The organism is Amycolatopsis sp. NPDC051061 (assembly GCF_040682935.1).
Taxonomy (GTDB): Bacteria; Actinomycetota; Actinomycetes; order Mycobacteriales; family Pseudonocardiaceae; genus Amycolatopsis.
Genome location: NZ_JBFBBZ010000025.1, coordinates 54,166 through 67,633 on the forward strand (window position 1 = coordinate 54,166; position 13,468 = coordinate 67,633).

Here is a 13,468-nt window from a genome sequence, read left to right on the forward strand (position 1 = left end):
CGACGCGCTCACCGGTACTGCGGCGACGGCGGCGTGGCCGGCCCCAGCGACGGCTCCACCCATTTCCGGTAGCTGTCCTGCCAGACCCCGGTACCGCGGATTTCGTCGAGCACGGCGTTGACGTACCGGACCATGTCCTGGTTGTCCTTGGGGATGCCGATGCCGTAGTTCTCCTGCGTGAACTGCTCGCCGACGACCTTCAGCGTCGGGTCCTGCGCGGCCATCCCGGCGAGGATCGTGTCGTCGGTCGACACCGCGGCGACCTGTCCCTGCTGGAGCATCACCAGGCAGTCGGACCAGTTGTCCACCGAGACCGGCACCGGCTTGGCCGGGTCCGTCGCGATCTTCGCCAGCGACGTCGACTTCTTCGTCGCGCACACCCGCTTGCCGCTCAGGTCGGAGAGCTTCTCCGCCTTCGACTCCTTGGCGACCAGGATCCGCTGCCCCGACTGGTAGTAGACGGACGAGAAGTCGACGTCCTTCTTGCGGGAGCAGGTGATGCTGTAGGTCCGGACCACGACGTCGACCTGGTGCGCCTTCAGGACGTCCTCGCGCTGCAGCGACGGGATCGCGCGGAACTGGACGTGCCCCTCGGAGGTGCCGAACAGCGCCCGGGCGATCGCGTTGACCATGTCGATGTCGAAGCCCTCGAGGTTGCCCGAGGTGGGGTTGCGGAACCCGAAGAGGTAGGTGGTCTGGTCGACGCCGGCGATCAGCTTCCCGCGTTCCTTGATCTTCGCCATCGTCGTGTCGCTGCCGATGGTCCCGTTCGGCGGGAGGCTGGCCAGCGGGTCGCAGCTGGTGTCCGCGCCGCCGCCGGCGGTCGAATCCGGGCCGCCGACGTGCGCCGGCTGCGGCCACGCCGCGTTGCTCACCGGGGCCGGGTCGACCGGTTTCCCCGGACTGCCGCACGACGCCGCGAGCAGCGCGACGACCGCCAGCACGCCCGCCCGGACCGTGTTCCCCCGCCTGCTCACCGGTACTCCCTCAGTCGCTCCCGGATCCCCATGGTGACACCCGCCGCGGCGATGACGGCGAGCACGGCCAGGCCGGGCGCGAGGAGCGTCAGCGCGGCGTCGCCGTCGTGGGTGTCGTCGAGGAACTCCTGCCTGCCGACGTCGATCGCCGCCTGGAGGCTGTCGTCGAGCCGCCGGAACGCCGGGGCCGAGCCGGTCTTGCGGTCCTCCAGCACGGCGGTGTCGACCGCTTCCTGGTACTGCCCGGAGTCGTCCTGGCCGCGGACCTGCTTGTGCGCCTTCAGCCAGTCTTCGGCGGCCCTCGTCGCGTCGGCGACCTTCGCGGCGCCTTGGCCGTCCTGGATCAGGCCGCGGGCTTCCGCGAGCAGGCCACCCGTCCCGTCCGGGCCGACCAGCTGGGCCGCGTTGGTGCCGAAGTCCCGTTCGTACGCCGCGCCGTCGCCGCGGGCGACCAGCGTCAGCGTTTCGTCGGCGCGGGCCTGCAACGCGGCGATCCGCGCGCGGACGAGCACGTCGACGCGGTGCGAACCGTCGTCCTGGCCGCTGCCGACCAGGCTGCCCTGCACGACCAGCGCGACCGAGCCCCACAGCAGCGACACGACGACGGCGGCCGTCGCGACGACGAGCCCGACGTTGAGCACGCGGTTGGTGCGCTTGGTCAGGTAGACCTGCGCCGCGATCAGCGCGGCGAGCAGCGCGACCACGAGGATCGTGGCGAGCCACGGGAACCCGGTGGCGCTGTTCTGCTCTTCGATCAGTTTCTCGGTGTCGACGCGGTAGAGGTCCTGCGCGGCGGGCAGGATCTTCGCGCGCATCAGCTCGGAGGCCTCGCGCAGGTAGGACGCGCCGACCGGGTAGCCGAGGCGGTTGTTCGCGCGGGCCGTCTCGACGAGCCCGGTGTAGACCGGCAGCGACTGGTTGAGGACGTCGACCGGGGCGGCCGCGTCGGCGACGTCGGAGGAGTCGGACGCGGCCTTCGCGAGCGCGGCGCCGGCTTCGGCGACGTCGCGCTCGTAGCGCGAGCGGAGCTCGGGCGGCTCGGTGCCGATCGACAGGAACGCGCTCGCCGCGGTCGCGTCGGCGTCCGACAGCGACTTGTAGACCTGCTGCGCCGCGGCGGCGAGCGGCTCGCGGTGGTCGATGACGCCGCTGATCGTGTCGTCGCGATTCTGCACCGACAGCGTCGCGACCAGCCCGGCGACGAGGGCCAGCAGCACCAGCCCGACGGCGATCACGGTGAGCCGGCCCGGCGTGGTCGCGGCGGACCGGATGATCGCGCGCACCCCCTGGCCCGGCAGGTCCAGCAGCCCGAGGAGGCCGCTGCGGCCACCGGCGCGGTCGCGGCCGTCCGGCGGCGACGGCGGTGGGGGTCCCGGCGCGGGCGCCGTGGGACCCGGGGCCGTCGCAGTGCTGGTCATCCCCGATTCCTCCCCGTGCCTTCCGGGGCTTCGCCCCAGGCCGGGGGCTTCGCCACCCGGAACCCCCGAAAAGCTCCTCATAGCCTTCCCCGCAGAAGGTAGCCGAGTCGCCGCGCGGGCGGGCACGGGCACCGCCCGCCGTCACCAGCACGTGATCTCGGCGCAGGCGGTCAGCCTCGAATTTCGGCGAGTACGCGCCAGTAGCCGTCTGCCGGGCCCGATTCCAGCGTGCCATCGGCGAGGGCCAAGCGCTCGCGCATGCCGGCCAAGCCGAAGCCTTCACTCGTCCGAGTGAATTCGCTTGGCTTGTCACGCCCCACCGTGTTGCGGACGTCGAGCCGGACGACGCCGGGCGCGTAGTCCAGCCGCATCCGGACGGCTTCGCCGGGAGCGTGCTTGCCCGCGTTCGTCAGGGCTTCCCGCGCGACGCTGACCAGCGCGACGACCGCGGCGGACGGCAGCGGCCTGGCCTCGCCGCCGGTGTCGAAGCCGACTTCGACGCCGTGGTTGCCGGCGTGCTCGGCGGCCACCGCGGCGAGCGCCTCGTCCGGCGGCAGGACGTCCCGCCGCAGCGCGGCGACGGCGTTGCGCGCTTCGGCCAGCCCGTCGGCGGCAAGCCGCCGCGACCGGCGGACCGCGCGCAGCGCACCGTCCACATCGGACCGTTCCGCGAGCAGCGCCTCGGCGAGTTCGAGCTGGACACCCAGCGCGCCCAGGGAATGCGCCAGGACGTCGTGGATCTCGCGGGCGATGCGCGTGCGTTCGTCGAGCGCGGCGGCGCGCGCGTGTTCGGCCTGCGCGAGCCGGGTCTGTTCGAGCAGGGCGCCGGCCTGGATGGCCTGGACCTCGTACTGACGGCGGTTGAGCCCGACCAGCACGAGCAGCAGCATCACGGCGGCATCCCCGAGCGCGTCGCCGAAGGAGTCCCCGGTGACCAGGTGCGTCGTCACCGCCAGCGCGATGTCGAGCAGCCCGATGCCGAGGATGACGCCGACGCCGGCTGTGGTGAGCGCCGCGAGCCGGCCGAGCGCGATGACGGACAGGAGGATCGCCGACGAGTCCCCGGCCCGGCCGACGAGCGCCGCCGGCAGCGCGCTGGCCACGGCGAGCAGCGCGGCCGCCGTCTTCGGGCGCCGGGACGCGAGCACGACGAAACCGAGCCAGCACGCGCTCGCGACGCCGTACGCGGTCCAGATCCGCGGGTCCGGCTCGCGCGCGGTCACCAGCGTCCCCGCGACGAACAGCGTGCCGAGCACCTGCACCACGAGCCAGCTCGGCGCGATGGTGTCGGGCAGCAGGGGACGTTTCGGCACGTCCCCATCTTCCCCGGCGGGATCAGCCGCGGATGGCGGGGGCGAGCGAGTGCGGCAGCACCGCCTCGGGGCTCGGCGGGCGCCGGACCAGCACTTCGACGTCGTCGGCGAAGCGGTACGGCTTCGCGCCGAGGATGCCGCCGAAGTGGCGGCGCAGCCGGGACATCTCCGCGCGGACGGTGACCGTGCGGCCCGCGTCGCCGAACAGGTCCGCCGACAGCTCGGACGCCGAGCGGCCGGCGCGGTGGCTGGCCAGCACGTACAGCATCTCGGCGTGGCGGGGGCTGAGCCGGTGCGTCCAGGTCCCGGCCGCGCCGGCCACGGTCAGCTCGGGTTCGCGCGGCGACCGGACGTCGAGGACGACGCGGGTCGGCGAGGCGGCATCGTTCTCGGTGGGCCGGATCAGCCAGCCGCCGGGCACGGGCTCGACCGCGCAGTGGCCGTACGCCGGCAGCCAGACCCCGCCCGGCGCGAGGTTCGCGGGCAGCGCGATCCGGTCGACCGGCGCGAGCCCGGCGGCCGCGGCGACCCAGCCGTGTTCGTCGGCGACGACGGCCTGCCCGCCGATCTTCGCGAGCACCGGGACGGCGAAGCCGCGCAGCCGTTCCAGCTCGGTGAGGTGGGTGGTGCGCAGCTGGGACTCCGCGAGCCGCGTCACGGCGTCGACCAGCGCCAACGTCGTCGCGTGGACCGTCGAGGCCGGGCCGGAGAGGTCGACGACGCCGAGCAGCCGCCCGTCGCGCGGGTCGTGCAGCGGCACGGCGGCGCACGTCCAGGAGTGGTGCGCGCGGACGTAGTGCTCGGCGGCGTACATCTGGACCGGGCGGCGCGTGACCAGCGCGGTGCCGATCGCGTTGGTGCCGACGGCTTCCTCCTGCCAGTCGACGCCTTCGACGAACCCGAGCCCGTCGGCGCGGCGGCGGACCGCGGCGCTGCCGTCGCGCCAGAGCACGTGGCCGCCCGCGTCGACGATCACCATGATGTGCGCGGCCTGCTCGGCGAGGCTGATCAGGCCGCCGCGCAGCGTCGGCAGCGCCTCCGCCAGCCGGCTCGTGCGGCGGCGCCCTTCCAGCTCTTCGAAGGTCAGGACGGGCGCGGCGGACCGGCTGTCGGGATCGATGCCGAGGCGGCGCATCCGCTGCCAGGACGCGTCGATGACCGGCCGCGGCCGGCTGGGCAGTGCCTTGCCGGTCAGGGCCGCTTCGTGCACCTGCGCGAGGACACGCGCGTACCGCCGGGGGTCCACCCCGGCAGGCAACGCTGCCTCGAGGTCTCGCTGCCCCAACCGCCGCTCCTTGCGCTCCGCCTCCTCAGTCTGCCTTTTCGGTCCGCTGATCGGAAGGTGGCGACAGTCTCGCCTCCGGTGGGGCCAAGAGCCACCGGAGGCGAGACGGTCAGCCCGTGATCGCGGCGATCACGGAGTTCGGCGCTTCCAGGTGGACCCTGTGCCCGGCACGGCGTCCTGGCGACCCCGGATCGTCGTCGTTGGTACGTCCACTTCGGACAGCAGCGGAGCTGCATCGATGGCCTGCGCGTCGCCGTCGAGGAGCGTGAGTCTTTCGATCCTGCCCGGGCCGGATCATCGCCGGTACTCCACGACCGCCTTCGCCGCGTTGAGGACCTTCTGCGCGTCCGGGATGTAGAGGTCCTCGAGCGCGTCGGAGAACGGGACCGGCGTGTGCGGCGGCGTCACCATCTCGATCGGGGCCCGCAGCGAGCCGAACGCCTCCTTCGCGACGAGCGCGGAGATGTCCGTGGCGAGGTTGCACCGCGGCGACGCCTCGTCGACGACGACCAGGCGTCCGGTGTTCCCGACGCTTTCGAGGATCGTGTCGCGGTCGAGCGGGCTGGTGGTGCGGGGGTCGATGATCTCGGCTTCGATACCGGTGCTCGCCAGCTCTTTCGCCGCTTCTTCGGCCACGGCGACCATGCGCCCGATGGCGACGATCGTGACGTCACCGCCGTCGCGCACGACGTTCGCCTCGCCGAACGGGATCGTGTAGCTGTCCTCGGGGACGTCGCCGCTGGTGTCGTAGAGGGCCTTGTGCTCGCAGAAGATCACCGGGTCGTCGTCGCGGATGGCCTGGATGAGCAGGCCTTTCGCCTCGTACGGGTTCGACGGCACGACGACCTTCAGGCCCGGGATGTGCGTGAAGATCGGGTACAGGCACTGCGAATGCTGCGCCGCGGCCCGCAGCCCGGCGCCGTACATCGTCCGGATCACCACCGGCGTGCGCGCTCTGCCGCCGAACATGTACCGGAACTTGGCCGCCTGGTTGAAGATCTGGTCGAAGCAGACGCCCATGAAGTCGATGAACACGAGTTCCGCGACCGGCCGCTGCCCGCGCGTCGCGGCGCCGATCGCCGCGCCGACGAAAGCCGACTCGGAGATCGGCGTGTCGAGCACCCGGCCCGGGAACTTGTGGAAGAGGCCCTTCGTGACGCCGAGGACCCCGCCCCAGGCGTCGTCGTCACCGGGGCTGCCGGCACCGCCCGCGTTGTCCTCACCCATGACGATGACCGACTCGTCACGCTCCATCTCCTGCGTGAGCGCCTCGTTGATCGCCTCGCGGTAGCTGATCGTGCGCGCCATGGCCTGCCCTTTCAGTACGAGACGTAGACGTCGGTTTCGAGGTCTTCCTTCGTGGGTTTCGGCGCGGCCTTCGCCTCGGAGACGGCGTCCTCGATGAGCTTCGCGACTTCGGCGTCGATGTCGTCGAGAACCTGTCCGGGCAGCTCACCGCTGTCGGTGACGCGTTCCCGGAACCGCTTGAGGCAGTCGAGGTTCTCGCGGGCGTCGGCGAATTCGCCGGCCCGGTAGGCCTGCTGGTCGCGCTCGAAGTGCCCGAAGTAGCGGGTGAACTTGACCTCGATGAGCGTCGGGCCACCACCGCCGCGGGCACGTTCGACGGCCTCCCCCGCGGCTTCGTGGACGGCGAAGAAGTCGAACCCGTCGACGATCACGCCCGGCATGCCGAACCCGGCGGCGCGGTCGGCGATGTTGTCCGAGGCGACCGACCAGGTGCTCGACGTCGCTTCGGCGTAGCCGTCGTTCTCGGCGATGAAGAGGGCGGGCAGGTCCCAGACCGACGCGAGATTCAGCGCTTCCAGGGTCGTCCCCTGGTTGCTGGCGCCGTCACCGAAGAAGGCGACGCCGACGCCGCCGGTGTTCTGCTGCTTCGCGGCGAGGGCGGTACCGCAGATGAGCGGCGGGCCGCCGCCGACGATGCCGTTCGCGCCGAGCATGCCCTTCGAGAGGTCGGCGATGTGCATGGAGCCGCCCTTGCCGTGGCAGGAGCCGGTCCGGCGGCCGTAGATCTCGGCCATCATGGCTTTGACGTCGACGCCCTTGGCGATGCAGTGGCCGTGGCCGCGGTGGGTGCCGGCGATGGCGTCCCGGTCGTCGAGGTGGGCGCAGACCCCGGCGGCCGAGGCCTCCTCACCCGCGTAGAGGTGCACGAACCCGGGGATCTCGCCGGTCGCGAACTCCTCGTGCACCCGTTCTTCGAACGCTCGGATGGTGCGCATCACGCGATACGCCTCCCGCAGGGTGTCCGTCATCCCCGGCACTCCTTCCCTAGTTCGGTTCGGTGCGCAACAGCCCTTTCCGCGCCGCTTCCGCCATCGCCGCCCGGACGTCCACGACCCACGGCCCGTCCGGCTTGAGCTCGACGAACGCGCTTTCGCCGGTCTTCAGCTCGAGTTCGCGCTCGCCGTCGAGCGCGATGACGCCGCCCGACGCGGCCAGCTCGACCCGCATCCCGGGCTTGAGCACACCCCACCCGCGCACCCCGACGGGCCGCACGAGCCCCGGCGCGATGGGCGCGTGCACGACGTACGGCGTCTCCTCGACGGGCCCGAGCTGCAGCGCGACGCCGTCCGGGCTCGACCGCGGGCTGGGGCAGAGCTGCCCGGCCACGCTGGAGAGGCCGATACCGTCGGGTTCGGCGAAGGTGCAGTAGAGCTCGGTGAGCGAGGACGGATCCCACAGCGCCCGGGCACCGATGTGCCGGCTCGACGAAACGCAGACGTCGACGAGCGCGATCTCGCGGCGCGCCTTGGTGACGACTTCCAGAACGCTGACGCGGTGCGTGACGAGATCGGGGTCGATCTGCCCGGAGGCGATCAGCCCGGCGGCCAACCCGGCGACGGTCGCTTCCCGCATCTGCGGAAAGGCGTTGTTGGTCCCGGTGGAGAGGGCGAGGATCGGAACGTCCTCGCAGGCCGCGGCAGCAACGCGAGCGGTGCCATCGCCCCCGAGGACAACGATGACCGAGGCGCCGGCCTCCACCATCCGGCGTACCGCATTGGTCGTGTCGGCGGCGGTGCCGGTGATGGGATCGTCGGCGCAGAAGTCGACGGTGGGCCAGGTCCCACCCCGCCCGAGCGCCTTGAGCACCGCGGCGGAGATGCCCCCGAGATCGGTGGAGACAAGGGCCCGATCAAGCCCGGTAACCGCGAAGGCGGCCAGCAGCCGCTGGACCATGTTCGCCTTTTCCGCGGTGGGGAACACGGAAGCCTGCGCAACCAGCCGGCGGATGTCCCGTCCCGAAGCCGGATTCGCGACGATCCCCGCCACCGTCTCGCCCAACCTGACCTCCTGTCACGGCACAGGAGAACAGCAGACTCCGAGCGCGGGCGAAAGGGAAGGGTTGCAGGGCGTTGCAGTGTTCACAGGGGCTGTCTGTCGCGGTTCGCAGGGGCTGTCCGCTCGCGAGTTTTGGCGGCCGGATCACGCAGCCGTGCCGGCCGAGTCGGGCAGTGCCTCCGCGCCATCCACCGCGCGCGCCGCATCTGAAGCCGTGCTCGCCCGCCCGACGGCGGCCCGTGCCCGCGCGCATCGCGTGGTCGTTCGCCGCACAGTGTGCCCACCCGCGCAGCGTTTGCCAGGTCGGCGACCGCCCGCGACTGAGCCGAAGATCACACCGGCGCTCGGGTCTCCAATGGACTGTCCACCCTGGAGACCGACTCGGCGGAGAAGAACAAACCGAGGTCAACCCTCGGTGAAGAGCTACGAGACCAGGCTCGCCGTGCCCTCGTAGGAGAAGCCCGCCTCCTCGACCGCGGCCCGCACGTCATGCTCAGCCAACGCGGCTTCGGCGCGAACGACCACCCGGCCGGTCGCGACGTCGACGTCCACTTCGGTCACTCCCGGCAAGCCGGTGAGTTCTTCGGTGACCGACTGGGCGCAGTGCCCGCAGCTCATCCCGGAGACGGTGTAACCGTGCTCGATCATGGCGCGCAGCATACGAAAAGGGCCGCCACCCCGAACGGGTGACGGCCCTTTCCCAAGATCAAAGTCAGATCAAGGTGACCGACGTGGCCTGCGGACCCTTCTGGCCCTGGCCGATCTCGAACTCGACGCGAGCGTTCTCCTCCAGGCTCTTGAAGCCGTTACCCTGGATCTCGCTGTAGTGAACGAAGACGTCGCCGCCACCGTTGTCGGGGGTGATGAAGCCGAACCCCTTCTCGGAGTTGAACCACTTCACAGTGCCCTGAGTCATCAAAATCTCCATATGCAACCACAAAACAGGAAGCCACTTCGGCATCCCGGGTCACCACCAGGACGGTTTGCTTCCTCGGCGAGGAGACACTACGCCCGCTGAATTCTGCGAGCGTGACTCAACACGAACACAAAAATCGAGACCATGGTCAGTAAAGCACACCTCGAGCACGGCGGACAAGCCGTCTTCACTCGGCCGGGGTGAGCTATTCGCCACTCGCCGGACGCAGCCCCTCCGACGTGAACGGCGAACGCCAGGTCGTGTCGTGTTCGGCGGCGACCACGGCGTCGTCGTGGGTCTCCGCGCTGGCGCTGAACAGCACCGGTACGACGCCGGAGGACTTCCGCGCTGGTTCGGATGCGTGCTGGTGATCGGTCACGTCGAAACTCCCCTCGTTCCCTGCCCGCTTCGGCGCGGGTCATGACCGTGATGGTGCCATGCGGCACCGACAGAAACCGGTTGTTTCCCACCGGGACCCGGCCGGGAAGGTTCAGCGGCGAACCACCACCGGAACAACGCCAGATTACCCGAGCCGCCGCTGTCCTACCACACAACTTCCCCGGCGTTTTCCGAAGCGAAGCCGAGCAAACCCTTACTGGGCGGGCGGTTGCGGACGAGCCTGCCCGAGCAGGGCCGAAAGCCGCACGTCCGGGTTCACCACGTCCGGGTCGGTGCGCACGTCGATGACGCACGGCCGCTGCCGCACCAGCGCGCTGGCGATGATCGGTTCGAGCTCCTCGCGATCGTCCACGGTGTACCCGGCCGCGCCGAGTCCACGCGCCCACGACGCGAAGTCGGTCAGCGGGATGGACACCCCGGACAGCCTGCCGTGCGTGCGGGCCTGGTGCATGGCGAGCGCGCCGTGCACGCCGTTCTGGAAGACGACGACGATCACCGGCGCCCGGTACCGCACGGCCGTTTCGATCTCCTGGCCGGTCATCAGCGTCCCGGCGTCGCCGACCATGGCGACGACGGTCCGCCGCGGCTCGGCCAGCTTCGCCGCCACCGCGGCCGGCACGGCGTAGCCCATCGCGGCGTTGCTCGGGCCGAGCTGGCTGCGCGGCGCGGTGAAGCACCAGTACCGGTGCATGAACTGCGCGAAGTTGCCGGCGTCGCTGGTCACGATGGTGTCCTCGGGCGCCAGCTTCCGCAGCGCGCGGACGACGTCGACGGGGTGCACCCGGGTGTTGCCGCTCGTGTCGGGCGGGGTCATGAAGGTGTGGACGGCCGCGTTCGCCGCCGAAGCCCGCCGCGTCCGCGGCGACGCCACCTCGCGCAGCTCCCGCAGGAACGGCTCGACCTCGGAGTCGACGCGGAAGGTCAACCCCCGCCGCCGCATGCTCACCTCGATGCCGGTGCCGACCATGACCAGCGTCTGCTGGGCCGTCGGGTAGCGATAGGCCTGGGTCGTCACCTCGTCGAGCTGCGTGCCGAGCGCGAGCACCAAGTCAGCACGTTCCAAGGCATCGAGCTGCCGGGCCGGGATGCCGAGCCCGAGGTGGCCGGCGTACCGCGCGTGGTTCTCCGGGAAGGCGTCCTGCCGCCGGAAGGCGTTGTAGACGGGCAGCGCGAGCTCGTCGGCGACCGCGATCAGCTCGTCGCGCGCGGACCGGGCCCGCCCGCCGACGATGACCACGGGGTACTTCGCCTCATCCACCAATTGCGCCACGGCATCCGCCGAACGGCCCAGCGTGCCGGACGCCGGCGGCCGCACCCGTGCCATCGGCTTCGCCGCGTCGTAGGGCATCCCCCAGACGTCACAGGGAACACCGAGCACGACCGGCCCCGGCCGTCCTTCCTGCGACGTCGTCAGCGCGTGCGCGAGCAGCCCGGGCAGGCCGTCCGGGTCGGTCACCCGCAACGTCGACTTGGCGATCGACTCGAACATGGCCGTCAGGTCCGACGTCGGCAGCTCCCCGGAGTACGACGGCACCGGTTCGGCCGCCGGCATCTCCAGCAGCACGACCATCGGTGTCTCGTCCTGGTACGCCGTTTGGACGCCGATCGCCAGGCTCGCCGCGCTCGGCCCCCGGCTGGCGAGCAGCACGGCGGGCCGCTCGGTGAGCTTGCCCTCGGCCTCCGCCATGAACGCCGCGCCCGCGTCGTGGCGCGCCGAGACCAGCGTGATTTCCCGCTCGCGCTGCAGCGCATCGAGCAGTTCCAAGAACGACTCGCCGACCACCGCGTACACGCGGCGGACACGCGCCTCGGTCAGGATCCGCACGGCCGTCTGGGCGACGGTCGCTCCCAGTTGGTATCTAATAAGGAGAGCTTAGGCGGGCACCGTTCAGTGCAGTCAAGTGATCTTCGCCGAAACCCGGTAAGGATGGGCTGAATGTCCGCTTTGACCGACTGCTAGCCGATCAAGGGAGCGAGGACCGCAGTCTTGACCGTGACCGAACATGAAACCGTTTTTACTTATGGCGCACCGGCGTTGAAGTACGGCACCGGTGCCAGTGACGAGATCGGCTACGACCTCACCCAGTTCGGCGCGCACCGCGTGCTCGTCGTGACGGATCCGCAGGTCGCCGCGACCGGCTGGCCGCGCCGCATCGCCGACGGGATCGCGGGCTACGGAATCGAGACCGAGATCTTCGACGGCGTACACGTCGAGCCCACCGATGTCAGCATGCAGAAGGCGGTTGACTTCGCCCGCGGAACCGGTCCGTACGACGCCTTCGTCGCCGTCGGCGGCGGCTCGGCCATCGACACCGCCAAGGCGGCGAACCTGCTCACCAGCAACGACGGCGAACTGATGGACTACGTCAACGCGCCGGTCGGCGGCGGCCGCGCGCCGGCTCGCCCGCTGAAGCCGCTGGTCGCCGTTCCCACGACCACCGGCACCGGTTCGGAGAGCACCACGGTCTGCGTGCTCGACGTGTTGTCCCTGCGCGTCAAGAGCGGGATCAGCCACCTGCGGCTGCGCCCGACCCTCGCCGTCGTCGACCCGCGGCTCACCGTCAGCCAGCCGGCCGGCGTGACCGCCGCCAGCGGCATGGACATCCTCTGCCACGCCGCCGAGAGCTACACCGCGAAGCCGTACACGGAGTTCGAGCGCAAGCGCCCGGAACAGCGTGTGCCGTACTGCGGCTCGAACCCGCTGGCCGACATGTTCGCCGAACAGTCGCTGCGGCTGCTGTCATGGGCCCTCCCTGCCGCCGTGCGCGACGGCGACGACCTCAAGGCGCGCGAAGCCATGGCCCTGGCCGCCACGTTCGCCGGGCTCGGGTTCGGCAACGCCGGTGTGCACATCCCGCACGCCAACGCGTACCCGATCGCCGGTCAGGTCCGGGACTTCCACCCGGACGGCTACCCGGGCGAAGAACCCATGGTGCCGCACGGCATGGCCGTGTCCCTGACCGCGCCCGCCGCGTTCCGCTTCACCTTCGACGCGGCCCCGGACCGCCACCTGCGCGTCGCGCGCCTGCTGGCGCCCGACTTCGAGTGGCCCAGCGACTTCGCCGACCACCTGCCCGCGGTGCTGATCGACCTCATGCGGCAGATCGGCATCCCGGACGGCATCGGTGCCGTCGGTTACACGGAGTCCGATGTGGACTCACTGGTCGAGGGAACGCTGAAGCAGCAACGGTTGCTGGCCACGGCACCCCGCGAGGCGTCCGAGGACGACCTGTCCGGCATCCTGCGCGAGTCGGTGTCCCTGTGGTGAACGGGTACCCGCACTGGCAAACGGTTCCGTTGCGCTGGAAGGACAACGACGTCTACGGGCACGTCAACAACGTGGTGCACTACTCGCTCATGGACACCGTGATCAACACGTGGCTGATCGAGCAGGGCGGCCTCGACATCGAAGCCGGGGAGGTGATCGGGCTGTGCGTCGAGTCGCACTGCGGGTATCACTCATCGGTTTCCTTTCCTGGAGCGTTGCGGGTGGGCTTGCGGGTGGCACACCTCGGGAAGTCCAGCGTGCGCTACGAGATCGGCATGTACGCCGCCGACGAGTCCCTGGTCGCGGAAGGGCACTTCGTGCACGTCTTCGTGGACCGCGAGTCCCGCCGGCCGACGCCGCTCGCCGGCAAGCTGCGTGGGGCGCTGGAAGCACTGCAACCCGGATGACGTCGACCGTCGGCGGTTCACCTCCTCTCTGACGGTGCCGGTTCCGGGCCGGGTTCTTCCCGCACTTCCGATGATGCACCACTGCACCGACCGAACCTGTCGAACGGCGAGAGTTGTCCACAGGCGGGGAAAAGATCGGCGAGTTGTCCACAGATTCGCGACGAGGGGTTCCCTGGCCGCTC

Annotated in this window: 13 protein-coding genes; 2 read left to right on the forward strand and 11 right to left on the reverse strand. The window is 70.9% G+C overall.

Annotation, left to right across the window (positions count from 1 at the left end; all coding sequences use genetic code 11):
• Nucleotides 1–8: 8 nt before the first annotated feature.
• The 11 genes from AB0N03_RS30170 to AB0N03_RS30220 all read right to left on the reverse strand — a co-directional run bounded on the left by AB0N03_RS30170 (nucleotide 9) and on the right by AB0N03_RS30220 (nucleotide 11,463).
• Nucleotides 9–977 (reverse strand): glutamate ABC transporter substrate-binding protein, encoded by a 969-nt coding sequence (locus AB0N03_RS30170; protein WP_364378345.1) that lies wholly within the window; start codon nucleotides 975–977, stop codon nucleotides 9–11.
• The gene (locus tag AB0N03_RS30175; protein WP_364378347.1) at nucleotides 974–2,395 is read right to left on the reverse strand and encodes a hypothetical protein; all 1,422 of its coding nucleotides are present in this window, start codon (nucleotides 2,393–2,395) and stop codon (nucleotides 974–976) included. The genes AB0N03_RS30170 and AB0N03_RS30175 overlap by 4 nt, the downstream gene beginning before the upstream one ends.
• A gap of 170 nt (nucleotides 2,396–2,565) precedes the next feature.
• Nucleotides 2,566–3,708: a histidine kinase gene (locus AB0N03_RS30180; protein ID WP_364378349.1), complete on the reverse strand. Its 1,143-nt coding sequence runs from the start codon at nucleotides 3,706–3,708 to the stop codon at nucleotides 2,566–2,568.
• A 22-nt stretch (nucleotides 3,709–3,730) separates the two neighbouring features.
• Nucleotides 3,731–4,993 (reverse strand): GAF domain-containing protein, encoded by a 1,263-nt coding sequence (locus AB0N03_RS30185; RefSeq protein ID WP_364378351.1) that lies wholly within the window; start codon nucleotides 4,991–4,993, stop codon nucleotides 3,731–3,733.
• 294 nt (nucleotides 4,994–5,287) lie between these two features.
• Nucleotides 5,288–6,301 carry an alpha-ketoacid dehydrogenase subunit beta gene (locus tag AB0N03_RS30190; protein WP_364378353.1) on the reverse strand — a complete coding sequence of 338 codons (1,014 nt, stop codon included), beginning with the start codon at nucleotides 6,299–6,301 and terminating at the stop codon, nucleotides 5,288–5,290.
• A gap of 11 nt (nucleotides 6,302–6,312) precedes the next feature.
• Nucleotides 6,313–7,269, reverse strand: a complete 957-nt coding sequence (locus AB0N03_RS30195) for a thiamine pyrophosphate-dependent dehydrogenase E1 component subunit alpha (protein WP_364378355.1) — start codon at nucleotides 7,267–7,269, stop codon at nucleotides 6,313–6,315.
• A 16-nt stretch (nucleotides 7,270–7,285) separates the two neighbouring features.
• The gene (locus AB0N03_RS30200; protein WP_364378357.1) at nucleotides 7,286–8,299 is read right to left on the reverse strand and encodes an NAD(+)/NADH kinase; all 1,014 of its coding nucleotides are present in this window, start codon (nucleotides 8,297–8,299) and stop codon (nucleotides 7,286–7,288) included.
• Nucleotides 8,300–8,719: 420 nt separating this feature from the next.
• Complete coding sequence (locus AB0N03_RS30205) at nucleotides 8,720–8,944, reverse strand: heavy-metal-associated domain-containing protein (protein WP_364378359.1); 225 nt, start codon at nucleotides 8,942–8,944, stop codon at nucleotides 8,720–8,722.
• A 64-nt stretch (nucleotides 8,945–9,008) separates the two neighbouring features.
• Entirely contained in the window at nucleotides 9,009–9,212 is a 204-nt protein-coding gene (locus AB0N03_RS30210) for a cold-shock protein (protein ID WP_020642940.1), read from the reverse strand.
• Nucleotides 9,213–9,417: 205 nt separating this feature from the next.
• A complete protein-coding gene (locus AB0N03_RS30215) occupies nucleotides 9,418–9,591 on the reverse strand; it encodes a hypothetical protein (protein WP_364378361.1) in 174 nt (57 codons plus the stop codon).
• 213 nt (nucleotides 9,592–9,804) lie between these two features.
• Entirely contained in the window at nucleotides 9,805–11,463 is a 1,659-nt protein-coding gene (locus tag AB0N03_RS30220; protein ID WP_364378572.1) for a thiamine pyrophosphate-dependent enzyme, read from the reverse strand.
• 135 nt (nucleotides 11,464–11,598) lie between these two features.
• On the opposite strand from AB0N03_RS30220, the gene AB0N03_RS30225 reads away from it, so the two are divergent.
• Nucleotides 11,599–12,879, forward strand: a complete 1,281-nt coding sequence (locus AB0N03_RS30225) for a hydroxyacid-oxoacid transhydrogenase (RefSeq protein ID WP_364378363.1) — start codon at nucleotides 11,599–11,601, stop codon at nucleotides 12,877–12,879.
• Complete coding sequence (locus AB0N03_RS30230; protein ID WP_364378365.1) at nucleotides 12,873–13,286, forward strand: thioesterase family protein; 414 nt, start codon at nucleotides 12,873–12,875, stop codon at nucleotides 13,284–13,286. Before AB0N03_RS30225 ends, AB0N03_RS30230 begins: the two co-directional genes overlap by 7 nt.
• Nucleotides 13,287–13,468 lie beyond the last annotated feature (182 nt).